Below are 26,266 nucleotides of genomic sequence, written 5' to 3'. Positions count from 1 at the left end.
GCTTTTGTGCAAATATTCTTCTTGTTGCTAACACAGATTGACCTTAAGCCCTAATATCAAAATGATACCTCTTCTCCTGTGAGTTCTCCTCAGAGGTTTCTGTGTTGGAATGAAGATTACCGGAAAGGATGTCTTCTGAAGGAGATGGGGATTTTGCTCTGTCATAAAATTCGGTGGATACCTGATAACCTTTCGTACTCAGCTTCTTTTCCAGTATTTCCATATGTGTGGATAACAAATGAAGTATATCTTTGTTCTCCAGATAGAAAGTATTCTTAAGGTGATTATTTGTCAGCTCAACGGATACATCAAGGGGGCCAAGATGTTCCATATTAAGGTGCAGAACTATTTTCACACCCTTTGTGATATCCAGCTCTGATTTCTTGTTTGAATATACATATAGCTCACTGTCAGTGAACTGATTCTTTAACTTTACAGGCAGCTGTAAAAATGAAAACATGTTCTGGAACATATTCATATACTGCACCGTGTCCGTCATATGGGAAAGCTGTGCAGTAAGAGAGGGCATTTCATGAAACATTCCTCGCTCTGCTAACGAATTTATTTCGTTTAGCTGCTTTAAAAGGCTTTCGTAATGAGAACTTAAGGGGGAGGGTTTGTTTAAGTCCTCCGGGGTCAGCGTCCAGTCGGATAATAACTTAGAATTCAGTAAGGTATGAAACTCTTTGGATGAGAGCAGCTTCTCGCTGGATCCGGCAGGCAGGGTATCTATTTCTTCTGTAAGAGATGGAGCCAAAAAGGTTAAAAGGTCCCTGGCGGATATATTTCCGTCAGTAATACCGTTACTGATGGAAACAGGAAGATTATCTGTTCCAGGCAGATTCTTTATCATAATCAGAAGATTTCCTCTGTCCTGGGCAGGCAACAGTTCTTTTAGCAGTGCATTGTTATCTGAAGCAGAGACTGTTAGCAGTTTATCCATAATATCAGCTGCCGGCTGCTTTACATTAAGCGGGTCAAGCAGGGAATAATCTTTCAGTAATTTCGCCAGTTCAGTGGCATGAGGAGTGTCTATGGTACCATTTAGAACACTGTTGATTACCTCCGGAGAGATTAAGTTAGCGGGAAGTGTCTTAAGACTTTCAGCCAGTTCGGTTCTTTCAGAGAGGTTCAATAAGTCGCTAAACAGGATATTTCCAGTGTTCGCTGCTATATTGCCGGTTTGAATATGTTCCTGAGTACCTGCCGCATTTGAGGCAATGGGATTACCTTGCAGCAGGTTTTCTTTTGCCAGGGCTTCCGCCACCCCAGGAGTCTGAGAGGCTGGTCCGAGTAATATTCGCAGCAGTTCCTGTTTGGCATTTATGTCGCCGGAAGAACCCAGGAACTGATTTATACTGCCGGAGAGTGTAGAAAGGTTTTCGATCATTTTACCGTCAGAATGAAGAAATCCTTCTGCTAGCTCAATGCTGGCTCCGTTAATCGGGAGTTGATTACGCTGCAGGAACAGAAGAGTCTTAACAGAAACATCTGGGAATTGTGCCAGCTGTTTCGCAAAAAGGTTAAGAGTATTCTTATCTATTGACATACGGGCGGTGAGAAGTTCGCTTACCAGACTTCTATTCCGAATAGTCTTTCCCAGATTAGCTGCTTCCAATGCTTTGTCTATGGTGGCTGAGAGATAGGAAGCAGAGCTTTCGGGAATAATTTTTAAGGTCAGCGATTGTGAGGTGGCATCTTCCACCCGAAAAGTAACCTTACTGCCTATTGAAAGGGTGCTGTTATCTGCCTGGAGTTTTGCTTTTAAGACCTGACCGTCTGCCAGCTTTACAGTGACTTCATTATTTTTAAGGTCGATTACTTCACCTTTTATGACATTTCCTTTTTCTAAGCCATAGGCGGTGGATGAGCCTTTACCATCGCCGGAGGATACGTTATGGGATCCCTGGGAGGAGGCAGGGGAAGACAGGGTATTTGATTTGAGAGTACCAGTTTGTGTTATACTGCTGTTTATCATATGAGAGCCTCCTTTTCTGTACTTTGTAAGCTTAACAAAAATTAAAGATTAATTATATAGTGCTTACCTGGAGCGTATATGAAAAATACTGTTCTAGCCGCCTTGCATTGAAATACTGGATTGGAATTTGAAAATGTACCATTACTACCCCTAATAGCGAACCTTGCAGTTTCAAAAGTGGAATAAACAACCGGCGTTAGCAATACAAGCTATAAATAATTTACCATATATGGAAAAAATTCTATATAAATATACTTGATGAAGTTATATTTTCTTATTTTATATCGGCTGAAAACTTCAAATTCAAAATGCCACTTAATTAAATAACGTTTATTCGATAAAAAAACTTATAAAATAAATTAAAATGAAAAAAAAGATTGATTTTTTATGCGGCGTATATTATAATCTGTTACAGAACAAAGATGTTCTTAGAGGCCTGGCCTTTGAGAATGTCTTTTTTTGTATGTTGAAATATGGGAATATTATTATACCATGAATATTTATTCTGTGAAATGCTTATTATTATAATTTTTGACAGATATGAATGGTAAGAATAAGGAAATGCATTCACTTCACCGCGCTGAATAATCGGTTATCTGATTGTTCGGGCAGCTGGTAAAGTAATAAATATATTACTTCATTATTTATTATTTTTACCGGTCGTAATTATTTTATTAGAAAAGAGGCGTGCGAATGGACAGATATGGCGTAGAAGAAACTAAACGTACATGTGAGGGCTTATATGACCCCAGATTTGAACATGATAACTGCGGTATAGGTGCAGTTGTTAATATCAAGGGTGTTAAGACTCATGAAACAGTAGCCAATGCATTGAAGATTGTTGAGAATCTGGAACACCGTGCCGGTAAGGATGCGGAAGGAAAGACCGGTGACGGTGTAGGTATCCTGCTTCAGATATCCCATAAATTCTTCCAGAAAGAAGCAGAAGCTCTTAACATCAGCTTGGGAGGAGAACGTAATTACGGAATCGGTATGTTCTTTTTTCCACAGGATGAGCTTTCCAGAAATCAGGCAAAGAAGATGTTTGAGATTATTGTGGAAAAAGAAGGGATGGAATTTTTAGGATGGAGAAAAGTTCCCATCGATCCCAAAATTCTTGGAACACAAGCTGTTGAATGTATGCCATGTATCATGCAGGGATTCGTCAAGAGACCATCAGGTGTTAAGAAGGGCTTGGACTTTGACCGCAGACTCTACATTGCAAGAAGAGTATTTGAGCAGAGCAATGACAACACCTACGTTGTATCCTTATCCAGCCGTACCATTGTATATAAAGGAATGTTCCTGGTCAACCAGCTTCGTATGTTTTTTATCGATCTTCAGGATAAAGTATATGAATCTGCTATTGCCATTGTTCATTCTCGTTTTAGTACCAATACAAATCCAAGCTGGCAGAGAGCCCATCCCAACAGGCTTATCGTTCACAATGGTGAAATCAATACCATCAGAGGAAATGTAGATAAGATGCTTGCAAGGGAAGAGACCATGCAGTCCAAATACCTGAACAAAGAACTTCATAAGATACTTCCGGTAATCAATGCAGAAGGTTCCGACTCCGCCATGCTTGATAATGCACTGGAATTCCTTATTATGAGCGGTATGGATCTGCCGCTTGCGGTTATGATAACCATCCCGGAACCCTGGACCAACGATCAGAATATGAGCCAGGAAAAGAAGGATTTCTATCAATATTATGCTACTATGATGGAACCCTGGGACGGACCGGCTTCCATCCTGTTCAGTGACGGAGATATTATGGGAGCAGTACTTGACCGTAACGGTTTAAGACCTTCCCGTTATTATATCACCGAGGATGACCATCTGGTTTTATCCTCAGAGGTTGGTGTTCTGGACATCGCACCTGAGAAAATTGTGAAGAAGGAAAGGCTTCGTCCCGGTAAAATGCTCTTGGTAGATACCGTAAAGGGCTGCGTTATTGATGACGAAGATCTGAAGAACAGCTATGCCAGCGGAAGTCCTTATGGAGAATGGCTGGACAGCAATCTGGTGAAGCTGAAAGATCTTCACATACCCAACAAAAAAGTATGGGAATATGATGATGAGGAAAGAGCAAGGCTTCAGAAAGCATTTGGCTATACTTATGAAGATTACAGGACTACAATCCTTCCTATGGCAAGAACCGGTGCAGAACCGGTAGCAGCCATGGGTGCTGACAGCCCCCTGCCTATTCTGTCAAAGAGCAACCCTCCGCTGTTCAGTTATTTCAGACAGCTCTTTGCTCAGGTAACCAATCCTCCTATTGATGCTATCAGGGAAGAAATCGTAACTTCTACAGATGTTTACATTGGAGAAGACGGAAATCTTCTGGAGGAATGTGCAGAAAATTGCAAAGTACTTAAGATTCACAACCCCATCCTGACAAGCACCGATCTCTTAAAGATCAAGTCCATGAAGATACCGGGCTTTAAGGTGGAAACCATTCCAATAATTTATTATAAAAATACCTCTTTAGAGAGAGCGATTGATCATATATTCGTAGAAGCTGACCGTGCATATAAAGAAGGGGCCAATATACTGATCCTATCCGACAGGGGTGTGGATGAGAACCATGTAGCTATTCCTTCTCTGTTAGCGGTATCTGCTATGCAGCAGCATCTGGTAAGAACCAAGAAGAGAACAGCAGTTGCTATGATATTAGAAAGTGCGGAACCCAGAGAAGTTCATCATTTTGCAACTCTTTTAGGCTATGGAGCCTGTGCGGTTAATCCTTATCTTGCCCAGGAATCCATTAAGCAGCTTATTGCCAACAATATGCTGGATAAAGATTACTATGCAGCGGTAAATGACTACAATAAGGCAATTTTAAAGGGAATTGTAAAGATAGCCTCCAAAATGGGTATTTCAACAATTCAGTCCTATCAGGGTTCCAAGATATTTGAAGCAATTGGAATCTGCAGGAATGTAATTGACAGGTATTTTACCGATACGGTGAGCCGAATCGAAGGTATTTCCATAAAGGATATTGAAAGACAGGTAGATGAGCTTCATACCAAAGCTTTCGATCCCCTTGGACTTAATGCGGATCTGACCCTTGACAACAGTGGTAATCACAAATTAAGAAGCGGTAAAGAAGAGCATTTGTATAATCCCCAGACCATACACCTGCTTCAGAAGGCAACCAGAAATGGTGACTATGAATCCTTTAAGGAATACACGAAGCTTATTGAGAAGGAAGAGGAAGGCATCAACCTAAGAGGTCTTTTAGATTTTAACTTCCCGGAAGCAGGCATTCCCATTGAAGAAGTAGAAAGTGTTGATTCCATTGTAAAGCGCTTTAAGACCGGTGCCATGTCCTATGGTTCCATTTCACAGGAAGCACATGAGACCTTGGCTATTGCAATGAATATGTTATCCGGTAAATCCAACAGCGGTGAAGGCGGTGAGAGCTTAGAACGTCTGAATATCTCAAAAGACGGGCTCAATAAATGTTCTGCCATCAAACAGGTAGCTTCCGGACGCTTCGGTGTAACCAGCCAGTACCTGGTAAGCGCAAAGGAAATCCAGATAAAGATGGCACAGGGAGCAAAACCCGGTGAAGGCGGTCAGCTGCCGGCTGAGAAAGTATATCCCTGGGTTGCCAAAACAAGACATTCAACGCCCGGTGTAGGTCTGATTTCACCGCCACCTCATCATGATATCTATTCCATTGAGGATTTGGCACAGTTAATTTACGACCTGAAGAACTCCAATAAAGATGCAAGAATCTCTGTCAAACTGGTTTCAGAAGCAGGTGTCGGAACCGTTGCGGCAGGTGTTGCCAAAGCAGGTGCACAGGTTATCCTGATTTCCGGATTTGACGGTGGTACAGGTGCTGCACCCAGAAATTCCATTCACAATGCCGGACTTCCCTGGGAGTTAGGTCTTGCTGAGACCCATCAGACACTTATTATGAACGGACTTCGCTCCAGGGTAATGGTAGAGACTGACGGTAAGCTTATGTCAGGAAGAGATGTTGTTATTGCAGCACTTCTTGGAGCAGAGGAATTCGGTTTTGCAACTGCTCCCCTGGTAACCTTAGGCTGTGTCATGATGCGTGTATGTAATCTGGATACCTGTCCTGTAGGTGTTGCTACCCAGAATCCGGAACTGCGTAAGAATTTTAAAGGTAAACCTGAGTATGTAATTAACTTCATGCGTTTTATAGCAGAAGAAGTAAGAGAATATATGGCAAGGCTTGGTGTGCGTAAACTTGAGGACCTGGTAGGAAGAAGCGAGCTGTTAAAAGAAAAAGAAAACGCAATGACCGGAAGAGCAGCAAGAATTGACCTTTCCAAGATTCTTAATAATCCTTTTGCCGGGGACAGCGAAAAAGGTCATTTTGATCCCAGCAAGGTATATAATTTTGAACTGGAAAAGACCATTGATGAGAGAATCCTTTTAAAGAAACTTAAGAGTGCCATCGCTGCCGGGCAATCCAAGACCGTTGAAGTGGAAGTATCCAATATCGATCGTACTTTTGGAACCATCTTAGGTTCGGAAATTACAAAAGCACACGGCACTACTCTGGAAGAGGATACTTATGTTATCAAATGCCAGGGCAGCGGCGGGCAGAGTTTCGGAGCGTTCATTCCGAAGGGGCTAACCCTTGAATTATCCGGTGACAGTAACGATTATTTCGGAAAAGGACTCTCCGGCGGAAAGCTGGTAGTATATCCTCCCAAGGGAACGAAATTCGCGGCTGATAAGAACATTATTATCGGTAATGTTGCACTTTACGGTGCTACCAGCGGTAAGGTATTTATAAACGGTGTTGCAGGAGAACGTTTCTGTGTACGTAATTCCGGAGCCAGCGCTGTTGTTGAAGGTGTAGGCGATCATGGCTGTGAATATATGACTGGTGGAAGAGTTGTAGTACTTGGTACTACCGGTAAGAACTTTGCAGCAGGTATGAGCGGCGGTATTGCTTACGTACTGGATGAAGGCAGCAATTTATATAAGAAGCTTAACAAGGAAATGGTATCTATGGAAGCAGTAACTGAGAAGTATGATGTTCTGGAATTAAAGAGCATGATTACGGAACATGTAGAGAAAACCGGCTCCTTAAAGGGCAAGGATATCTTAGAGAACTTCATGGATTATCTGCCTAAGTTCAAGAAGATTATTCCTTATGATTACAGCCGTATGCTTATGACCATCGTCCAGATGGAGGAAAAGGGCTTAAGCAGCGAACAGGCACAGATAGAGGCATTCTTTGCCAACACCAGGAGCTAGGAGGTAGGAAGCAATGGGAAAACCAACAGGATTTATGGAATATGACAGAAAGCTGAGTAAAGGACTGGCTCCCGAAGAACGAATCAAGAATTTTGACGAATTCCACATTCCTCTGCCAAAGGAGGAGCAAAGGATACAGGGAGCAAGATGTATGGACTGCGGTGTTCCTTTCTGCCAGTCGGGAGTTATCCTAAATGGAATGACCTCCGGTTGTCCGTTAAATAACCTTGTACCGGAATGGAATGATCTGTTATACAACGGAAATATGAATCAGGCGTTAAACCGCTTGTTTAAGACAAATAACTTTCCTGAATTTACCGGGCGTGTATGTCCGGCTCCCTGCGAGCCGGCCTGCACCTGTAATGTGGCGACCACTCCGGTAGCAATCAAGGAAAATGAGTTAAGTATTATAGAGAACGGTTACAAAGCTGGCTTTATAACTGCCCAGCCCCCCAAGGTAAGAACCGGTAAGAAAGTTGCCGTAATCGGCTCCGGTCCTTCCGGCCTTGCAGCGGCAGACCAGTTGAATAAACGCGGTCATCAGGTAACCGTATTTGAACGCTCCGACCGTATTGGCGGATTGCTGATGTATGGTATCCCCAATATGAAGCTGGAGAAACACGTTATTGACCGTAAAGTAAACCTCATGAAAGAAGAAGGGGTAACCTTTATAACAGGAGCTGATGTAGGTAAAGATATAAAGGTATCGCAATTAAAGAAGGAATACGACAGCATCATCTTGGCATGCGGTGCCTCAAAGCCCAGAGATATCAAAGCTCCCGGAAGGGAAGCAAAGGGAATCCATTTTGCTGTGGATTTCTTAAAGGGTGTTACTAAGAGTCTGCTGGATTCTAATTTCGAAGACGGTGCCTGTATCAACACCAAAGGTAAGAATGTAATCGTAATCGGCGGCGGTGATACCGGTAACGACTGTGTTGGTACCAGTGTAAGACAGGGAGCCAAATCCGTTCTTCAGATCGAAATGATGCCTAAGCCCCCGGAAACCAGACGGGAAGACAATCCCTGGCCCGAATGGCCAAAGGTATTAAAGACCGACTATGGTCAGGAGGAAGCCATTGCAGTATACGGCAATGACCCGAGAGTTTATGAGTCAACGGTGAAAGAATTTATCGCAGATAAGGACGGCAATCTGATTAAAGTTAAGATCGTGAAGCTTTGCAGCAAATTCAATGCTGAAGCAAAGAGGTTTCAGATGGAAGAGGTTCCGGGCAGTGAATATGAAGTAAATGCAGATTATGTATTTATTGCGGCAGGTTTCCTCGGAACAGAAGAATATGTGGCAAAAGCCTTTGGTGTCGAGTTGAATGCGAGAACCAATGTTGCTACAGAGGAAGGCAAATATAAGACCAGTCAGGAGAAGATATTTGTAACCGGTGATATGCACAGAGGACAGAGTCTTGTAGTATGGGCAATCAGAGAAGGCAGAGAAGTTGCTATGGCTGTGGATGAAAGTCTCATGGGATATAGTAATCTGTAAGATAAGAAAGTATGGGAGTGATGCTGTTTTATGAGGCATCACTCCTTTTGTTTGCCCGCCATGGGCGGGCTCTAATGGGTGAAAGTCCCAAGTGCGCCTAGGCAACGTGGAAGCACATAGCTGAACAACAAGGGTGTCCACCGTGAGGTGGAATCTGAAGGAAGTTGTAGGCAAACTCTTGGTCCGACGGACAGAAATCACATATAAGGCTCTGAAATACGGATAAGTTTGCAAAAGAAGATGAAGTCCAAAAGTTGCTGGAAGTAGGAGTAAATGTGGCGGATAGATGAGAGGAAAGAGCTCGCACCTTAATCGGGGAGGTCTCACAGCGGTATCATTTGCCGAGTAACAACGAACTGTGAGAAGTCAGCATAGTCCGTAGTAGCGAGGAAGTTTCTGTAATGGAAACGGAGCAAAGGGACGAACAATCAATCAGTTGAAGTAGGTTCCGACTTGTAGTAAACACAACATCTGTCGATGACGTCAAAGATGGTGGAAACGAACGGGACAGAAAGGAAACAACGCATGGACACAAATAGTCTAATGGAGCAGATATTAGCCAAAGATAATCTCAATAAGGCGTATCTGCAAGTCATACGAAACAAAGGAGCAGAGGGTGTGGACGGAATGGAGTACACAGAACTTGGTGAATACCTTTTGAAGAATGGCGAAACAATTAAAGAACAATTGCGGACACGAAAGTATAAACCGCAACCAGTAAGGCGTGTAGAGATACCAAAACCAGAAGGAGGAGTCAGGAAACTGGGAGTACCAACAGTAACGGACAGATTTGTTCAACAAGCAGTAGCACAGGTACTCACTCCGATATTCGAGGAACAGTTTCATGACCACAGCTACGGATTCAGACCGAGTCGTTGTGCCCAGCAGGCGGTGCTTACAGCGCTGGAAATGATGAACGATGGGCACAGTTGGATAGTGGACATTGACCTGGAAAAGTTCTTTGACACAGTAAATCATGACAAGCTGATGACAATAATAGGAAGAACAATCAAAGATGGAGATGTTATCTCGATAGTTCGAAAGTTCTTAGTTAGCGGAGTGATTATAGATGATGAATACGAGGATTCTATTGTAGGAACACCTCAAGGTGGAAATATTTCACCACTTTTAGCAAACATCATGTTAAATGAACTGGATAAGGAAATGGAATCAAGAGGATTGGATTTTGTCAGATATGCAGACGACTGTATTATTATGGTCGGAAGCGAACTGGCAGCTAGCAGAGTAATGAAAAGCATTTCAAAGTTCATAGAAGAGAAGCTTGGATTGAAGGTAAATGTTAGCAAGAGCAAGGTGGATAAACCAAAAGGAATAAAGTATCTGGGATTTGGATTTTACTATGACACATTTGCCAAACAGTATAAAGCTAAACCACACGCTAGTTCAGTTGCAAAGTTCAAGGCAAAAATGAAGAAATTTACTTGCCGAAGTTGGGGAGTTAACAATAAGCACAAAATAGAGAAGCTAAATCAGTTGATTCGAGGTTGGATAAATTACTTCAAAATCGGTAGTATGAAGAAACTATGCAAGAATTTTGATGGAACTATTAGATATAGGCTTCGCATGTGCATATGGAAACACTGGAAAACACCAAAGAATAGAGCAAAGAATCTAATAAAACTGGGAATACCTAAATGGGCGGCAAGACGAACCTCTTATGCAAAGGGATTTGCAAGAGTATGTCGAAGTTCAGATATAAGCCAAGCAATAAATAATGAGAGATTAGCCCAGTTTGGACTAATCTCAATGTTGGACTATTACATCGAAAGGTGTGTTACTTGTTAAGTTGATTGAACCGCCGTGTACCGAACGGTACGCACGGTGGTGTGAGAGGTCGAAATTTCTCTGTTAAGAGAAATTTCTCCTACTCGATTTAGTGATGACTAGTGTTCCTGTCCTTACGCCAAGCAGAAGAAAAGCACAATATATATGGAAAATATTTCTTGACAAAGTAAAATATTTGATATAAGCTTTAATTGGTAATATTTACCTCATAAAATCAGGCGTACTAATGAATATCTAGAAAATCAAAAAAACAATGAACTTGCTTTTATGGTTAAATTCTGCCTGCATGATTTTATGAAAATTAATCAAATTTTTATTTAAGAAAGGGAGTGATAGAAAGCAGTATTTCTAACCGCATGTAAGTACAATGCGGACAAGGGTCAACAGTTAAATATTACTGCAAAGTACTGTAAAAAAATTATTTTGTCACCATAATGATTGATAAAACATTATCTGCGGCACAAAAATCATATTCTATCATACTTAACCCGTCGTTTGAAAGTTATGTTGATACTATTATGCATACTGTATGTGTATTCGGATTTTAGTATAAAATTTTTCTTTAGTACTATACGATAATTGGAGAGCACCCTGTTCTAGGGGAAGCCTGGGATTCTTGACAAATACGGTTACAATATTTTAAAAGGCACGAGAGGAAAAGTGCTTCTGCAACGCATAATGTCAGAGCCTTATCGAATAATTCAAAATATAATAAAGATGTAGATTTTCAGTTTTACATCTCTGAGCTCAAAATCCCATAATGATATAGGAATCTCTCTTTTTCGCATCAATCATAAACAACCCTAAAGTTATTCAATTATTAATACATTTGAAAATTTACTATATCCAACATACTTTGAAATCCATATGAATAATCCGCTAGAGTATTTGTGCCAAATAAGTATTAATTAATCGTTATACTAAAATCACTTAACGAAAGGAATTTTTAATGAAATTTACGAAAAAAAGTATATTGGCTTTGTTTTTTTCCATTGTTTTTATCTTGCCTATCTTTACCGTATCCGCGGCAGAAAACAAATCAACATTGAGCGACTCGCTTGATGCAAATAGTTATTGTGTAAGTCTTTATTCTAGTATGATGCAAAGTTTTAAAGAAGATTTTGAGGTTTCAAACAGAAAAGACATGTTTGCTTTTGAGGATTCTGATATTGTTCAAAAATACGAAGAAATTCTTCCCGATGAATATGCCGGTGCTTTTATTGATGATAAAAACATACTGCATATAAAATTTGTTGGTGAAAGTAATACGAAGAAATATAAATCAATATTTGCAGCTGAAGACAGTAGAGTAGTATATGAACAAGCAAATGTTTCATTGAAAATGTTGCTTGCTATTCAAGATATGCTTGATTTAGTTATGAATGATTTTGATATTGCTTCCACAATGACAGACGAAATTAATAATGGTTTAAAAATTGGTTTGTTAGACATGTCAAGAAAAGAAGAAATTATCAAATACCTGAGCGAAAACATTTTAGAGTTACCTGTTAATAACCTGTTTTTTGAAGAAGTATCAGGTATTAAATCTACTGCATCGGCTGCTCCAGGAACAAATATTTCAGACAAATCTTCAGGAGCTGCTCATATGACTGTAGGATATAATGCATATAAAGCGAGCACTGGCCAGTATGGAGTAGTTACGGCCGGACACGGAACATCAGTAAACCAAAAAATGTATAACTCAAGTGGTTCACAAATAGGAACAACTTCTTTAAGGCAATTCTCGGGAACTATAGATGCGGCATTTGTACCTTATGCTAGCGGTTTTACACCCATTGCTTCTTCAGATTTTTCACAAATATGGACAATCCCTATGGTAGCAGGTCAGAACACTTATAAGAGAGGCATAACTAGTGGTTATAATACCGGTACCTTAGTCTCTGGATCAGCGACCGGTACATATGATGGACAGACTTTTACCAATCAAGTTGTTGCTAGCAATTTGCAACAAGCTGGTGATAGTGGAGGGCCTTTGTGGACAAAAATTGGAAATAATAATACTACAACTTTATATGGAATAGCAACCTTTGCAGATAGTAATAACCAAGCGTGGGCTTCGTACGCATATAATATTAACTCCGCTTTTGGTATTAGTTTGTATAAATGAAATAGATTTTCAACCTACAATTTATCTAAATATCAAGCACGCCATGCGCCAGAGTAGGTTTTCTTTTACTCATTGCTCATTTCAAACTAGTCCTATTTTGTTATTTTATTAACTTGTTGAGAAATCCTTCGCACGTTATAAACAATTTGGACAATTTTATTTCTTTAATTTTTTTGACATTTCAATGTTTTTACTTTAAAATGTAGTTGAATGCGAGTTGAAAGGACAAATGAAAATGAAAACATCAACAAAAATGAAAGTTGCTTTAATGGCTTGCCTGGTATTGGTACCTTTATTAATGATGGCTTTTTATCTAAAAATAAAGAACGGAGCAGAAGAACAGTATACGCCCGAAGAGTTTCCGATTTCTATTGAGCTTGATAAAACTGATTATAGGGTTGGCGATACGGTATCTTTCACATTGACTATTACCAATAAATGCGGTAAAACTGTCACCCTTTATTCAAATGGGAATATGCCCTGTGTTGACTTTCAAAATATAGAGAATAGATTGACACATGTTGAACCTAGCGCGTTAGAATCTCAAGAGTTTAAGAAAAATGAAAAAATTTCAAGAAATTTTAACTTTGTGGTGGAAGAAACCGGCACATATATTTTAGATGCGCATTATAATATTGCTATTAATAATCAAGGGAGTACTGAAGGCTGGTTTAGAGATAAGCTGGATGATATTGAGATTACTGTGACGCCTTAAAAAGTTTGTAATTTACATCAAAAATAGCCTGTGAACAAGCTTGTTTACAGGCTTTTTTTGATGTGTAGCCAGCATGGTACAATCTTAATGGTTAAAGTCCTAGTCTGCCCTAGTAGTAGGAGAGACATAGCTAAAGCAAGGGTTTAAGGATTGTATTTTCTTTTACCCAATGGATTAATATGTTGAAAATTTCCGTTTTTGTTATACTTTTAATGAGAACAAATTATCATATAGGTATAAGCTCTGCCCAGTTGAATAACTTACAGTAAAATAACTATTCCTTGTAGGGTATTCGCTTCAAATCCTTCCACTTTGAGTATGTTACATAACAAGGATAAACTACCACATAAAAGCAAGTCGTTCCACCATACTACAACTACTGTATCCCAGGTATCTTTGGTAATCCATTAAAACCAATAGCCAGATCCTCGTCTGTCGGTATATAATCCGTCATCTTTCCACTCATATAAGCATTATAGGCTGTCATATCAAAATATCCCGTACCGGTAAGTCCGAACAATATCGTCTTAGCTTCTCCCGTCTCTTTGCATTTTAGCGCTTCATTAATCGCACCAAGAATTGCATGAGAAGATTCCGGTGCCGGCAGGATAGTCTCCTGCTTGGCAAAGAGGGTAGCGGCTTCGAATACCTTAGTCTGCTCCACAGAAACTGCCTCCATATAACCGTCATGATACAATTTGGATAAAATAGGAGACATGCCGTGATATCTTAAGCCTCCCGCATGGTTGGCAGAGGGAACAAAACCGCTTCCCAGAGTATACATCTTAGCTAGTGGTGTGATTTTACCTGTGTCACAGAAGTCATAGGCATATTTACCTCTGGTAAAGGAAGGGCAGGAAGCAGGTTCTACAGCAATTATCCTGGGATTGGCTTTTCCGTTTAATTTATCCTGCATGAAAGGGGCAATAAGACCGCCAAGATTGGAGCCACCGCCGGCACAGCCGATTACGATATCCGGATACTCATCAATCAGTTCCATTGCTTTCTTGGATTCCAATCCGATAATGGATTGATGGAGCAATACCTGATTTAACACGGAACCTAAGACATAACGGCAGCCGGGAGTCGTAACTGCTTTTTCCACAGCCTCTGAGATTGCACAGCCAAGACTTCCTGTGGTGTCAGGATCAACCGCCAGAATAGCACGACCGGCATTGGTGGTATCACTGGGGCTTGGGTAGATCCTGCCGTCAAAAGTTTCAATGATTGCTCGTCTGAAAGGCTTCTGTTCATAGGAGCACTTTACCATATATACTGTCAGCGGAATGTTGTAGTAGGCGCAGGCTTCTGATAAGGCGGTACCCCATTGTCCGGCACCGGTTTCCGTAGTCAGACTGGTCAACCCCTGTTCTTTGGCGTAATAAGCCTGTGCAACTGCAGAATTTAATTTATGGCTTCCGGATGTATTATTTCCTTCGAATTTATAATATATCTTTGCAGGAGTACCAAGGTATTTCTCCAGGTTGTAAGCCCGTATTAAAGGAGAAGGCCGGTACATCTTATAAAACTCCTGGATCTCTTCGGGGATATCAATATAGCGGGTGGTGTTGTCCATTTCCTGTTTTGCAAGTTTTTCGCAGAAGACAGGATAGAGGTCCTCCACTGTAGCGGGTTGATTTGTGGCAGGATTTAACATGGGTTCCGGCAGTTCTTTCATGTCAGCGCGAAGATTGTACCAGCTGGTGGGCATTTGCTCCTCGGTAAGATAGATTCTGTGTGGTATTTTTGCCATAATATTTGCTCCTTTCGAGATAAAATAATTATTTTGGCTTTGCCGGGTGTACACTGTCTTCCTATATTGCAATAAAAAAAGACCTCTGCCACAGTATAAATATACTGGGACAAAAGTCTGAAACTTCTGCGGTACCACCCATTTTGATGCACAATGGCATCCTCTTATTCCATATACAGCCTATATATGCTTCCTTGGTAACGAGTGAAGATCTCGTCAGGCATTACTCAGCCGCAGCCTTTCTTCCTGCCCTCTTAAGTCCATTCAGCAAAATCCTTGCTACCGCAATTCCACCACCTGCGGCTCTCTTTAAACAGAATATCCTGCTTACTACTCTTAATCAACGGTTTGTTACACTCAGTATATCCTTGGTATTAGGATTTGTCAATTGTAAATATTATTATTATAATAGAATAATTATTAGTAAGAAATAAATGTGTCAACACCTATTTTACTGGTTGAAAGACTGTAAAAATGATAAAATAAAGCGAATCCTAAAAGGCCTTTAAGTAGTTTTAAGGTTAAGATGGTATACTTTCCATAGCAAAAGACATTCCTATTGAACGGAGGGATACCATGCAGCAGTATAAATACAATATTCAATGTGATACACTAACACCGGAGCAGGAATTCTATCAGGAATCTTATGTATTTTTGGAAGGGGCTATTATAGAAGTTCTTTCAAGACTTGAGATTATCCGAAAATATAAACTTACAAAAGGCTTAAATGATCCAATTGAGCACTGCAAGGCAAGAATAAAATCAGCAGAAAGTATGAAAGAGAAGCTTAAGCGAAAGGAACTGACAGTTACCGTAAACAATGCGCTTACGCAAATATTTGATGCAGCAGGTATTCGTATCATCTGTACCTTTCTCGATGATATCTACTGGATTGTTGAAATGTTAAAGAATCAGGAAGACTTTGAAGTGATTGAGGAGAAGGACTATATCAGAAATCCCAAGCCCAATGGATATCGAAGCTATCATCTGATCCTTAAGGTTCCTCTTCATTTAGAAGATCATATTCAAGAGGTATATTGTGAGCTTCAGATAAGGACCATAGCAATGGATTGCTGGGCAAGTCTGGAGCATCAGATGAAGTATAAAAAGGACATAACCTGCCCGGATATGATAACAGCAGAGTTAAAGCGTTGTGCCGATGAGATGGCATCAACCGATTTAAATTTTCAAACCATTCTGGATATGATAAAGGTAAATACCATGAATCAGTAGTATGAAAAGACAAAAGGAAAGTTATATAATTATGTACCGTCTTGATGCAAAAAGCTGTTGAGACAATAAATGAAAAATGATTATAATTCTGCATTGGTACTGGTAAACAATCTAAAGTTGTTAGAGCATCAGATGCAGAATTTATATAATTCGCATCATATACAAGCTGGTAAGTAGTTACAGTTATTAGAGCACAGGCTGGAAAAATGTATTGATAGCAGCGTAAGATTATAATATAAAGTAAATTTGTAAGAACATAGTATGAGGTATAAATAAGCATAATTCAAACCCTGATTAGTGGCAGTTCCGCGTCTGAGGACAGATACGGCATGCAGTGGGGGCAGCCAGTGTGAATAAATGACATTTACACTTATTATATAGCATTACCGCAGACAAGTTTACAGTATGCATGGTATTAGTATGAGATGAAAGAAAATTTGACGATAGAAAGGTGCCACAATATTAAATTTCCAAACTGTATGAATTGTGGCAGTATCGCAGGCATGCAAGCGATATGCAATGGGTGAAAATATGAGAATACTTTTAGCAGAAGATGAAAAAGAACTGTCCAACGCTCTGGTTGCCATACTAAAACACAATAATTATTCAGTTGATCCAGTATATGATGGCGCTGATGCCCTGGATTACGGATTATCTGAGAATTACGATATTATTATATTAGACATCATGATGCCGAAGTTAAGCGGCCTTGAAGTATTAAAAAAGCTCAGGGACAAAGGGATTCATACCCCTATCCTAATGCTTACGGCAAAGGCTGAAATCGAAGACCGGATCACGGGACTTGATTTAGGAGCAGATGATTATTTGAGTAAACCCTTTGCCATGGGAGAATTACTGGCAAGAATCCGTGCAATGGGCAGGAGAAAATCTGAATTCACCCCTAACATCATTGGTGTAGGCAATGTGTCCCTGAATAAAGAAAACTATGAACTGACAAATGATAAGGCTTCTTTAAGGCTGGGCAATAAAGAGTATCAGATGATGGAGATGCTTATGGTTAATCCAAAGCGTCTGATTTCCACTGAGCAGTTTATGGAAAGAATCTGGGGATACGATGCACAGGCAGAGATTAATGTTGTGTGGGTATACATTTCCTACCTTCGAAAGAAACTGGATTCCCTTGAGGCAAATGTTAAAATAAAAGCAGTAAGGGGAGTAGGTTATCAATTGGAGGTCTGTGAGGAGGCAGAGAATGATTAGGGAGCTGCAAAAGAAATTTATTACCATTACTATGGTTTCCTTATTTTTAGTTATCCTTTTGCTGATCGGTACCATCAATGCCGTTAATATCTATCAGATGAATCATAAGATAGATGGTGCTCTAAAGATCTTATCGGAAAATCAGGGAAACTTTCCTAAATTTGATAAAGGAAAACCACCAGGTGAGAATTTTGATTTCGGCTTCCGGTTAAGCGAAGAGACACCCTTTGAAACCAGATATTTTACCGTAAGACTCAGTACAGAAGGAACAGCCAGCCAGATCGATACCAGCCATATCAGGGCAATCTCCTCAAGTGATGCCAGAGAATATGCAGAGGAAGCCTTTCAAAAGGGTAAAAAGAGCGGATTTAAGGAATCCTATAAATATGTAATGGTTGCACAGGACAGCGGATACCTGGTTATCTTTATAGACTGCAGCAATTCCCTGCAGACCATGAGCTTTTTTCTCTTTATTTCCATCGCTGTAGCCCTTGGCACCTTGCTGCTAATGTTTATATTGGTTTCAATTTTTTCCAGAAAAGCCTTGAATCCGATTATCGAAAGTATGGAGAAACAGAAGCAGTTCATAACCGATGCGGGACATGAAATCAAGACGCCTCTTGCCATTATCTCTGCCAATGCAGATGTCCTGGAACTTACCGGTGGAGAGAGCGAATGGATTATGAGCATAAGAAATCAAATAACAAGACTTGATAAACTGGTAAAGAATCTTCTGATGTTATCGAAAATGGATGAGGGTACTATGAAGACCGGTTTTGCGGAATTTGATATCAGCAGAACTGTCAAAGAAACCGCCGGCTCCTTTAAGGCAGTTGCCGAAACCCAGAATAAGACTTTCCTGTTAGAGGTGGAAGAGGGGCTGAAGCTTTATGGTGAAGAGAACAGTATCCAGCAGTTAGTATCAACCCTTGTGGATAATGCCTTAAAGTATTCGGCAGCAGGTGGCAGAATCAAAGTAAGCCTTACCCCCTATAAGAAAGGGGTAAAGCTGGAGGTATTTAACACCACGGATATGCCAGCTGATGCCTTGACAAAGGAAAATCTAAATAAGCTTTTTGACCGCTTCTATCGGGCTGATTCCTCCAGGTCCAGGGATACCGGCGGTTATGGTATTGGTTTATCCATTGCGAAATCTATTGTGGAGGTACATCATGGAAAGATCTCTGCCAGATGTGAAAATGGAAATGAAGTGTGCTTTTCTGCAACCATAGGATAAGATTGCAGGAGAAATATTTTTATCTTGGTTTGCCGGTAGCAGATATTTAATAATAAAAAGAGCGGAATCATTATCATTGTATGAGGTAATGGATTCCGCTCTTTTTATAGTCTGAAATAAGGGATAAGTAATGTTACAGTCTGAACTTTTAGAACCTTGTTAAATCCCGGAGGCTCATTCCTCCGGGATTTAACGTATATAATACAGCGATTAAGATTATGTAAATTTTTCCTCCAACTTCTGTAAATTTAAAGTAAATTTAAAGTCTAATTTAAAGTTCATTTTAAGTTGGCAGGTTACAATTAGTTTATCAGTTAGAACAAAATAAGAAAAGAGAACAAAAGGCAGGAGGGATATTTATGAGTCAGTTTCAGGGAACCTTTAAACGTTACGAGAAGAAATACTTACTGAGTGAGATGGAATACAAACAGCTGAGAGCAAGGCTTCAAGATAAATTAAACGTAGATGCATATGGTAACACAACAATCTGTAATATTTATTTTGACACCCCATCTTATCAGCTGGTAAGAACCTCCATGGAGAAACCGGTTTATAAAGAAAAGCTTAGGCTTAGAAGCTACGGTACTCCACAGGAAGGAGATATGGTATTTATAGAACTAAAGAAAAAATATAAAGGTGTTGTCTATAAAAGACGCGAAAAGCTTGAACTTAATAAGGCTGAAAATTACTTATATCATAAGAAATCCACGGAAGAAAATTCTCAGATCATCAGGGAAATAGACTGGTTTCTTCAGTTTTACAATGATATTGCTCCTGCCATGTATATTTCATATGACAGAGTTGCCATGTATGGAGTTGAGGACTCTGAATTACGGGTTACCTTTGACACGAACATTCTCTGGAGAGAAGATACATTGTTTCTTGAAGCCGGGAATTATGGCAACGCTTTACTGCCCGAAGGTTATCGGTTAATGGAAATTAAAATACCCGGAACAATGCCCCTCTGGTTGACTCATATACTGGATGAACTGAAGATTTATCCGACCTCTTTTTCCAAATACGGCAGAGGTTATGAGCAGCTTACAAATAGAAATATATACGAAAGAATGGGAGGAATAAAATATGCTTAATTCTGTTTTAACAGGAACATTTACAATACAGTCTTTTCTGCTTTGCACAGCGTGTTCAATTATACTGGGAGGAATTGTTGCCTGGGTTCACAGTAAATTCAGTAACAGCAGCAAAGGCTTTGTAATGACAATTGCCTTAATGCCGGCAATTGTTCAAATGGTAATTATGCTGGTCAATGGTAACTTAGGTACCGGCGTTGCGGTTATGGGAGCTTTCAGTCTGGTCCGTTTCCGCTCAATCCCGGGTCATGCAAAGGAAATTACAAGTATCTTTATGGCAATGGCAATTGGTCTGGCTACCGGAACCGGTTATCTTACAGCAGCAGGGCTCTTTGTCCTGATAATCGTAATCGTCATCTGTTTATACAACTTTACCGGTTTTGGTGAGACAAAGCAGCAGGATAAGGATCTAAACATAACCATACCCGAAGGACTGGATTATTCCGGAGTATTTGATGATCTATTTGAAAAATATACAAACAGATCTGAGCTGGTTATGGTAAAAACAGCAAATATGGGAAGCCTTTATAAATTAAGTTATCGTATCGGATTAAAAAATCCGGCTCAGGAAAAAGCATTTATTGATGAACTTCGCTGCCGTAACGGCAACTTAGAGATTTCCTGTAAAAAGGCATCCTTTGGCACAGAAGAATTATAGCAGAGAATATTCGCACTTAAATTGGATATTCAGGAAGGAGTCACTATGAGAAAACTAAATTATATAATTGCAGCAGCAACCATAACAGCAATGGTAATAACCGGCTGCAGCAGTTCTAATACGAGTAAAACAGAGGATAGTTCAACTACGACCACAACAACACAAGAGGCAGAAAATCCCTCCTCGACTACTACCGCTATTCAGACTGGTATTGAAACCACCTCACAGATAGAAGTGGACAAGGAATTTACGGCAAGAGATCTGGAAGTTGGATATGAAGAGAGCACCGCTATAAATATTACATTAAAAGATAATGCCTCTACTGTATCAGGTTCCGGTGCAGAGGTGAAGGATAATACCATCAATATAAACAGTGAAGGCACCTATGTAATCAGCGGAACTTTAGCAGAAGGGCAGATTGTTGTGGAGGCTGCTGATACAGAGAAAGTACAGCTGGTATTAAATGGAGTGACCATTCATAACTCCACTTCTGCAGCTATTTATATCAAGAGCGGGGACAAGGTGTTTATTACGCAGGAGGAAGGCACTGTTAATACCCTGACAGACGGTACAGAATATGTACAGACAGATGATAATACAGTAGATGGTGTAATCTTCAGTAAAGCAGATCTGACCTTTAACGGCACAGGGACCCTTAACCTTACAGCCAGTTATAAACATGGAATTGTATCCAAGGACGATGTTGTGGTAACAGGTGGTGTCTATAATATTACAGCAGTAAAAGATGCCATTAACGGTAAGGATGCAGTAAAAATCAAAGCTGGTACCTTTACCTTAAGCTCAGATACCGGAAATGGTATTCAGTCAAAGAATGCAGATGATACGACGAAAGGTTATGTATATATTGCTGGCGGTACCATAACAGTTGTTAAATGCCAGGAAGGTATTGAAGGAACAGTAATCATTATAGATGATGGTGTAATTAATATTACAGCCTCGGATGATGGCATGAATGCTGCAAGCGGTTCTAATGATACCAGTGAAACAGACGGAACACAGAATGGCTTCCCTCAGGGCGGTGAAAATATGACTCCTCCGGAGAATGGTTCTTTCCCTGATCCCGGCTCCACAGATGATAACGGAAGCACAGCCTCCGGGGATACCGCAAGTACTGGAACCGCGCCAGCGGGCAGAGGGCCTCAGAATAATACAACGGATACCGCCGGAACTACGGATACCTCAGGAACCACAAATACTTCTGCCAAAGCAGACAGTACAGATGCTACCTCAGAAGCAACAGAAAATTCCCAGAACGCTAATGGTCAGGAAAATAACGGACAGGAAAGACCTCAGAATCCCGGTAACTTCGGCGGTGGAAATTTCGGCGGTGGAGGTGGTATGGATCAGGTCGACACCAATTGCTACATCTTAATAAACGGCGGTACTATTACGGTGGATGCCGCTGGTGATGGTATTGACAGCAACGGAGACTTATATATAACCGGTGGTACTTTATATGTTTACGGTCCTACGGGTAATGGCGATGGCGCACTGGATTACAATGGTACCGCAGATATAAGCGGAGGTAATGTATATGTTGCCGGAAGTTCTGGAATGGCCCAGGGATTTTCCGATACCTCAACTCAGTATTCTATCCTTTATAATTTAACAAGTGTCAGTTCAGCAGGAACAGAAGTGACCTTAAAAGATTCAAGCGGTAAAGTAGTTGCCTCCTTCACCCCCACAAAGGATTATCAGTCAATTGTCTTAAGCCTTCCTGAATTGACGAAAGATGCAACCTATACATTAACCAGCGGCGAACAGACGGCTGATATTACACTTTCTACTGTTGTTACCAGTAACGGACAGCAGGGAATGGGAGGCCAGGGAGGTTTTGGCGGCGGTACCAGAAAATAGGTAAATGCTTGATAGAGCGCTCGAAGTTGCAGCAGTTACAAGAAATAACTTATAGAATAACGGAAGTTGTTGCAGTCAAAAGATAATTTTTATAAATAAATGAAGTTGCAGCAGTAACAAAGAAATATATGGATCAAGTGAAGTCATACACGATACTGAATATAAAATAAAAATAATAGTATAACAAAAAAAGAGCAATAAGTACCTGCTCTTTTTTGTTATACTATAAAGAATCCAAAAGAAAATTGCTCAGGTGAATCAGACAAAGTTTTTGATATATTTTGTTTGATTAATTCTATGCTTGTAGAATTAATTCGAAAAACACCCAATAAGAATAGAAAATTATTACAAATAATTGACAAAAAACTATAGGCTATGCATAAATTATGAGGTATAATTTCATTACGTGATACTGTAAAAATATTAATCTGATACTTAGGGTGTATTTGAAAACTGCTTGCAACAGTCTGGGGTTGCGCTTTGTAGGAGACAAAGCGCTTTTCTGGGTATATAGTCATGCTATGATCTGGAAAATGTGCAATCCAGTATACCAGAAAGTGATACAGTCAGACTGGCTAAATGAGTTTAAAACACACCCTGGTAACCGAGGGAGGATTACAATGGAGCTTACGATTGGTGATAACATTAGTTATTTACTAAAACAAAAGAATCTTACACTTAGCCAGTTAGCAATTCTTATGGAAGTACCGGCAGAACTTGTAGGGAAATGGGTAAGCGGTAAGGTATTGCCCCATCTTTATTATCTGATTAAGCTGGCAGATATTTTTGACATAAGACTTGATGAATTGATCAGGGCTGATATGGGGAATGAGGTAATGACAACAAGATAAAGAAGCAAAAGGAAGTAACTTATGGCAAGACAAACCAGACGTGGATATAAGGACAGTGACGAAAAGGAATTTGGTGCAGAGGCATTTAGCAAACTAACCAGTGCAGGCAAGGATATCCGTTACCTGATAAATCAGGGGTATCCGGTTTCAGGTGTATCTGTTTTTGTGGGAAATCATTATTTACTATCCGAGAGGCAGCGTATGGCACTGCTTCGCTGGGCAGCTACAGAAGATGCCATAAACTTACGAAAATCCAGGGAAATAACCGATTTAAGAGAACGGGTACTCCATATTGACGGATTTAATATCTTAATAACCCTGGAAGTAATTTTGTCCGGTTCGCCTGTGTTTCGGTGCCTTGATGGAACTATCAGGGATCTGGCAGGACTCAGAGGCACCTATCATCCTATTGATAAGACAATTACTGCTCTTAGACTGTTAGGTGGATTCTTTGAAAAAGAGGAAGTAAAAGAAGTTATCTTTTACCTTGATGCACCTGTTTCCAATTCCGGCAGATTAAAGGTATTGATACAGGAGGAGTTAGAAAAGTTCAATTTTAGTACTCAGGTCTTTGTAATAAATGAGGTTGATAAAATATTAAAGACCAAAGAGTGTGTAGCCACTTCTGATTCTATTATACTGGATTACGCAACCTATTGGGTTAATCTAAACAGTATGGTAATTTCAGGAATCAGTGATTTGTGGATGGTGGATTTTCTTGACGGAGACCCAGGTGAAATGAAGTAAAAGGATAGAACCTCCGGTCAGCAGGATTTCATGAGAAAGTATATCATCCTGAAAGACCATCAGCTCGCTGTACTCAATCTGCCTGGTATTGTTAAGGGAATTAAGGGCAGTACCACTGCAGTTCAAATTCATGTAACTTAAACCTTTATAGGTAAGCTGCCAGGTGTCTACCAGATCGAAGAGTATTATCTGACATTGATTGATGCTCTTGATATCTGAACGATTATATTTCATATATTTACTACCGTCAGATAACAGGATATCGTTAATAAGATAATGATGAAATCCAAAATTGCTCTCATAAGATCTTATAAATGCCTTTGTCAGATGACTATTGGCTTTCAGATATTCTGACTGATATAATTTTATATTTTCATTCCATTTCGATAAAGCGTTAAGGCGCCTGGTTTCATCGCCGCAATTGATATCTCTCCATAAATTCGAATGAAGATATTTCATATCTGTACACCTCCAATCTTCTAATACAGCTTCTTTATATTTATGATCTGTGGAATCACCTGTTTATAGTGTAGACCTTTTTTTGCAATTTATTTCATAATTATTGAGGCACTTTTTTAGTTTGTATTGACAGAAAGTTAACAATAGGTAACAATAAAGATAAGATTACGAATAGTCAGTGGAAAGATCAAATACTCAGGATTGAATCTGAGTTAGATTTATTCGTGGGCGAAAGCACACAGATGGGAGTTCTATGAAACGGGAGGAATTTTCTTTTCAGGCAATGGATGGGATTCGCATCCATGGATATCGTGTTAGTCCGGAGGCTTCTGTAGAGATAAAAGGAATTGTACAGATAGCTCATGGAATGGCAGAAACTGCTGAAAGGTATGAGCGTTTTGCAAATACTCTTGCAGAGCATGGGTATAAGGTGTATATCCATAACCACAGAGGACATGGCAAAACCGCAGGAAGTGTAGAAGAGCTTGGACATCTTGCGGAAAGAGATGGTTTTCGATGGCTGGTATATGACATGCATCAGTTAAGTGTAATTATACGTAAGCATCACCCTTCTTTGCCATTATTTTTATTTGGGCACAGCATGGGTTCTTTTGCAGCACAAAAATACTCCATGCAGTACGGAAAAGAATTGAAAGGTCTGATATTATCCGGTTCAAACGGTAATCAGGGGTTTGTGTTAAATACCGGAATCGCCATAGCTTCTCTGGAAGCAAAGAAAAAGGGAAGAAGAGCAAAAAGTGAGCGGATGAACAGTCTTATGTTTGGCAATTTTAATAAATTGTTCAGTCCTAATCGGACGGAGTTTGACTGGCTAAGCAGGGATGAAGCAGAAGTGGATAAGTATGTGGCAGATCCTTTTTGCGGTGCAGTATTTACCTGCGGTTTTTATTATGACTTCTTAAAAGGCCTTAAGGATATTGAAAAAAGGAAGAACAGAAAGAAAATGCCTTCGGAACTTCCTTTGCTTCTTATTGCCGGAGACAGAGACCCTGTTGGTAAGTGCGGCAAAGGGGTCACGAACTTAAGTAAGATCTATAAGAGAGCAGGGGTGAAGGATATAACCTTAAAGCTTTATAACGAAGCCAGGCATGAGCTGTTAAATGAAAGTAACCGGGAGGAAGTAACGGAAGAGATACTTACATGGCTTGATAAACATGCATAAGTAGTGTGAAGTATTGAAATACATGATTCACACCTGATTTGTGCCTGTGTGACATCTACAAGGAGATGCGGTATGCTACGGCAGTTACGGTAGTGGTGTGAGTTATAAGAACGAAAGCATAGTTTACACCCTGATTTATGGCAGGAGCTGTTGGAAAATTAATGCAAAGCCTTGTAAAGCCTCCTGGCTTTTCTGTAATTACTGTCTGAAAGAAAAGTTGTAGATTTTGTGCTAAGAGCGAACAATTTTTGTGTGATTAGAATCCAAAATTAGTTATGTATCTTTCAGCCGGTTTGTGAAGGAGCCAGGAGGCTTCTAACAACATCATTGTTTAACAGTCCCTGTAATGGGAGCTAGTGTGATTATTAGAAGAATGCAAAGCCTGTGAATAGAGTGTAAAGAGGGAAAAAGCAAAGACCTCCTACCGGAAGTTGTGAATGGGATATACTCTCAATGCGGCAGACAGTAGAAATGTAAAACTGTTTAACGTAAGAAAGAGAATATCAGAATCCGGCAGCAGGTCCTTTTTTTATTTATTTAAAGTTGTAAAAATACACGAACAGAAATTGAATTCATA

General features: G+C 40.1%; 17 protein-coding genes and 1 other annotated feature. Of the genes, 14 read left to right on the top strand and 3 right to left on the bottom strand.

What is annotated here, in order from left to right; translation table 11 throughout:
- Positions 1-43: 43 nt before the first annotated feature.
- A complete protein-coding gene (locus tag BR73_RS0122900) occupies positions 44-1,978 on the bottom strand; it encodes a flagellar hook-length control protein FliK (protein WP_033168164.1) in 1,935 nt (644 codons plus the stop codon).
- A 693-nt stretch (positions 1,979-2,671) separates the two neighbouring features.
- Here BR73_RS0122900 and gltB point away from each other — a divergent pair.
- The 5 genes from gltB to BR73_RS0122875 all read left to right on the top strand — a co-directional run bounded on the left by gltB (position 2,672) and on the right by BR73_RS0122875 (position 13,378).
- Positions 2,672-7,231 (top strand): glutamate synthase large subunit, encoded by a 4,560-nt coding sequence (gene gltB, locus BR73_RS0122895; protein ID WP_033168163.1) that lies wholly within the window; start codon positions 2,672-2,674, stop codon positions 7,229-7,231.
- A 13-nt stretch (positions 7,232-7,244) separates the two neighbouring features.
- Positions 7,245-8,729: a glutamate synthase subunit beta gene (locus BR73_RS0122890; RefSeq protein ID WP_033168162.1), complete on the top strand. Its 1,485-nt coding sequence runs from the start codon at positions 7,245-7,247 to the stop codon at positions 8,727-8,729.
- Positions 8,730-9,254: 525 nt separating this feature from the next.
- On the top strand, positions 9,255-10,535 hold the full coding sequence (ltrA, locus tag BR73_RS0122885) for a group II intron reverse transcriptase/maturase (protein ID WP_035297454.1): 1,281 nt from the start codon (positions 9,255-9,257) through the stop codon (positions 10,533-10,535).
- Positions 10,536-11,484: 949 nt separating this feature from the next.
- Complete coding sequence (locus BR73_RS0122880; RefSeq protein ID WP_033168161.1) at positions 11,485-12,663, top strand: hypothetical protein; 1,179 nt, start codon at positions 11,485-11,487, stop codon at positions 12,661-12,663.
- A gap of 235 nt (positions 12,664-12,898) precedes the next feature.
- Positions 12,899-13,378, top strand: a complete 480-nt coding sequence (locus BR73_RS0122875) for a hypothetical protein (RefSeq protein ID WP_197032717.1) — start codon at positions 12,899-12,901, stop codon at positions 13,376-13,378.
- Positions 13,379-13,754: 376 nt separating this feature from the next.
- Here the strand turns inward: BR73_RS0122875 and BR73_RS0122870 are convergent, their stop codons facing one another.
- On the bottom strand, positions 13,755-15,131 hold the full coding sequence (locus BR73_RS0122870; protein WP_033168159.1) for a TrpB-like pyridoxal phosphate-dependent enzyme: 1,377 nt from the start codon (positions 15,129-15,131) through the stop codon (positions 13,755-13,757).
- A gap of 102 nt (positions 15,132-15,233) precedes the next feature.
- Positions 15,234-15,484, bottom strand: a binding site (T-box leader).
- 223 nt (positions 15,485-15,707) lie between these two features.
- Between BR73_RS0122870 and BR73_RS0122865 the strand changes: the two genes are divergently transcribed.
- From BR73_RS0122865 to BR73_RS0122830, 8 genes are all read left to right on the top strand, one after another.
- Positions 15,708-16,364: a GTP pyrophosphokinase family protein gene (locus BR73_RS0122865; RefSeq protein WP_033168158.1), complete on the top strand. Its 657-nt coding sequence runs from the start codon at positions 15,708-15,710 to the stop codon at positions 16,362-16,364.
- A 531-nt stretch (positions 16,365-16,895) separates the two neighbouring features.
- A complete protein-coding gene (locus BR73_RS0122860; RefSeq protein WP_033168871.1) occupies positions 16,896-17,585 on the top strand; it encodes a response regulator transcription factor in 690 nt (229 codons plus the stop codon).
- The gene (locus BR73_RS0122855; RefSeq protein ID WP_033168157.1) at positions 17,578-18,822 is read left to right on the top strand and encodes a HAMP domain-containing sensor histidine kinase; all 1,245 of its coding nucleotides are present in this window, start codon (positions 17,578-17,580) and stop codon (positions 18,820-18,822) included. Before BR73_RS0122860 ends, BR73_RS0122855 begins: the two co-directional genes overlap by 8 nt.
- 359 nt (positions 18,823-19,181) lie before the next feature.
- Positions 19,182-19,913 carry a polyphosphate polymerase domain-containing protein gene (locus BR73_RS0122850; protein ID WP_033168156.1) on the top strand — a complete coding sequence of 244 codons (732 nt, stop codon included), beginning with the start codon at positions 19,182-19,184 and terminating at the stop codon, positions 19,911-19,913.
- Positions 19,906-20,571, top strand: coding sequence for a DUF4956 domain-containing protein (locus BR73_RS0122845; protein ID WP_033168155.1), 666 nt, complete (start codon positions 19,906-19,908; stop codon positions 20,569-20,571). The genes BR73_RS0122850 and BR73_RS0122845 overlap by 8 nt, the downstream gene beginning before the upstream one ends.
- A gap of 45 nt (positions 20,572-20,616) precedes the next feature.
- Positions 20,617-22,449, top strand: a complete 1,833-nt coding sequence (locus tag BR73_RS0122840) for a carbohydrate-binding domain-containing protein (RefSeq protein ID WP_051685509.1) — start codon at positions 20,617-20,619, stop codon at positions 22,447-22,449.
- A gap of 620 nt (positions 22,450-23,069) precedes the next feature.
- The gene (locus BR73_RS29215) at positions 23,070-23,300 is read left to right on the top strand and encodes a helix-turn-helix transcriptional regulator (protein WP_051685508.1); all 231 of its coding nucleotides are present in this window, start codon (positions 23,070-23,072) and stop codon (positions 23,298-23,300) included.
- Between the two features lie 21 nt (positions 23,301-23,321).
- The gene (locus tag BR73_RS0122830; protein ID WP_033168154.1) at positions 23,322-24,047 is read left to right on the top strand and encodes a DUF434 domain-containing protein; all 726 of its coding nucleotides are present in this window, start codon (positions 23,322-23,324) and stop codon (positions 24,045-24,047) included.
- Here the strand turns inward: BR73_RS0122830 and BR73_RS0122825 are convergent.
- On the bottom strand, positions 23,985-24,506 hold the full coding sequence (locus BR73_RS0122825) for a hypothetical protein (RefSeq protein ID WP_033168153.1): 522 nt from the start codon (positions 24,504-24,506) through the stop codon (positions 23,985-23,987). The genes BR73_RS0122830 and BR73_RS0122825 overlap by 63 nt on opposite strands.
- A gap of 253 nt (positions 24,507-24,759) precedes the next feature.
- Here BR73_RS0122825 and BR73_RS0122820 point away from each other — a divergent pair, with 253 nt between their 5' ends.
- Positions 24,760-25,689, top strand: a complete 930-nt coding sequence (locus BR73_RS0122820; protein ID WP_033168152.1) for an alpha/beta hydrolase — start codon at positions 24,760-24,762, stop codon at positions 25,687-25,689.
- The last annotated feature ends 577 nt before the right edge of the window (positions 25,690-26,266 follow it).

The sequence above is a fragment of the Clostridium sp. KNHs205 genome, from assembly GCF_000702945.1.
Classification (GTDB): Bacteria; Bacillota; Clostridia; order Lachnospirales; family Lachnospiraceae; genus Anaerocolumna.
Note: the sequence above shows the minus strand (reverse complement) of the source record. Positions and strands in the feature narration are given on the sequence as shown.

Coding starts and splice junctions, on each gene's coding strand:
- BR73_RS0122850 (WP_033168156.1), top strand. CDS start 19,182: ATGAGTCAGTTTCAGGGAACCTTTAAACGTTACGAGAAGAAATACTTA.
- BR73_RS0122865 (WP_033168158.1), top strand. CDS start 15,708: ATGCAGCAGTATAAATACAATATTCAATGTGATACACTAACACCGGAG.
- BR73_RS0122870 (WP_033168159.1), bottom strand. CDS start 15,131: ATGGCAAAAATACCACACAGAATCTATCTTACCGAGGAGCAAATGCCC.
- BR73_RS0122830 (WP_033168154.1), top strand. CDS start 23,322: ATGGCAAGACAAACCAGACGTGGATATAAGGACAGTGACGAAAAGGAA.
- BR73_RS0122860 (WP_033168871.1), top strand. CDS start 16,896: ATGAGAATACTTTTAGCAGAAGATGAAAAAGAACTGTCCAACGCTCTG.
- BR73_RS0122880 (WP_033168161.1), top strand. CDS start 11,485: ATGAAATTTACGAAAAAAAGTATATTGGCTTTGTTTTTTTCCATTGTT.
- BR73_RS0122820 (WP_033168152.1), top strand. CDS start 24,760: ATGAAACGGGAGGAATTTTCTTTTCAGGCAATGGATGGGATTCGCATC.
- ltrA (WP_035297454.1), top strand. CDS start 9,255: ATGGACACAAATAGTCTAATGGAGCAGATATTAGCCAAAGATAATCTC.
- BR73_RS0122840 (WP_051685509.1), top strand. CDS start 20,617: ATGAGAAAACTAAATTATATAATTGCAGCAGCAACCATAACAGCAATG.
- BR73_RS0122900 (WP_033168164.1), bottom strand. CDS start 1,978: ATGATAAACAGCAGTATAACACAAACTGGTACTCTCAAATCAAATACC.
- BR73_RS0122875 (WP_197032717.1), top strand. CDS start 12,899: ATGAAAACATCAACAAAAATGAAAGTTGCTTTAATGGCTTGCCTGGTA.
- BR73_RS29215 (WP_051685508.1), top strand. CDS start 23,070: ATGGAGCTTACGATTGGTGATAACATTAGTTATTTACTAAAACAAAAG.
- BR73_RS0122845 (WP_033168155.1), top strand. CDS start 19,906: ATGCTTAATTCTGTTTTAACAGGAACATTTACAATACAGTCTTTTCTG.
- BR73_RS0122855 (WP_033168157.1), top strand. CDS start 17,578: ATGATTAGGGAGCTGCAAAAGAAATTTATTACCATTACTATGGTTTCC.
- gltB (WP_033168163.1), top strand. CDS start 2,672: ATGGACAGATATGGCGTAGAAGAAACTAAACGTACATGTGAGGGCTTA.
- BR73_RS0122890 (WP_033168162.1), top strand. CDS start 7,245: ATGGGAAAACCAACAGGATTTATGGAATATGACAGAAAGCTGAGTAAA.
- BR73_RS0122825 (WP_033168153.1), bottom strand. CDS start 24,506: ATGAAATATCTTCATTCGAATTTATGGAGAGATATCAATTGCGGCGAT.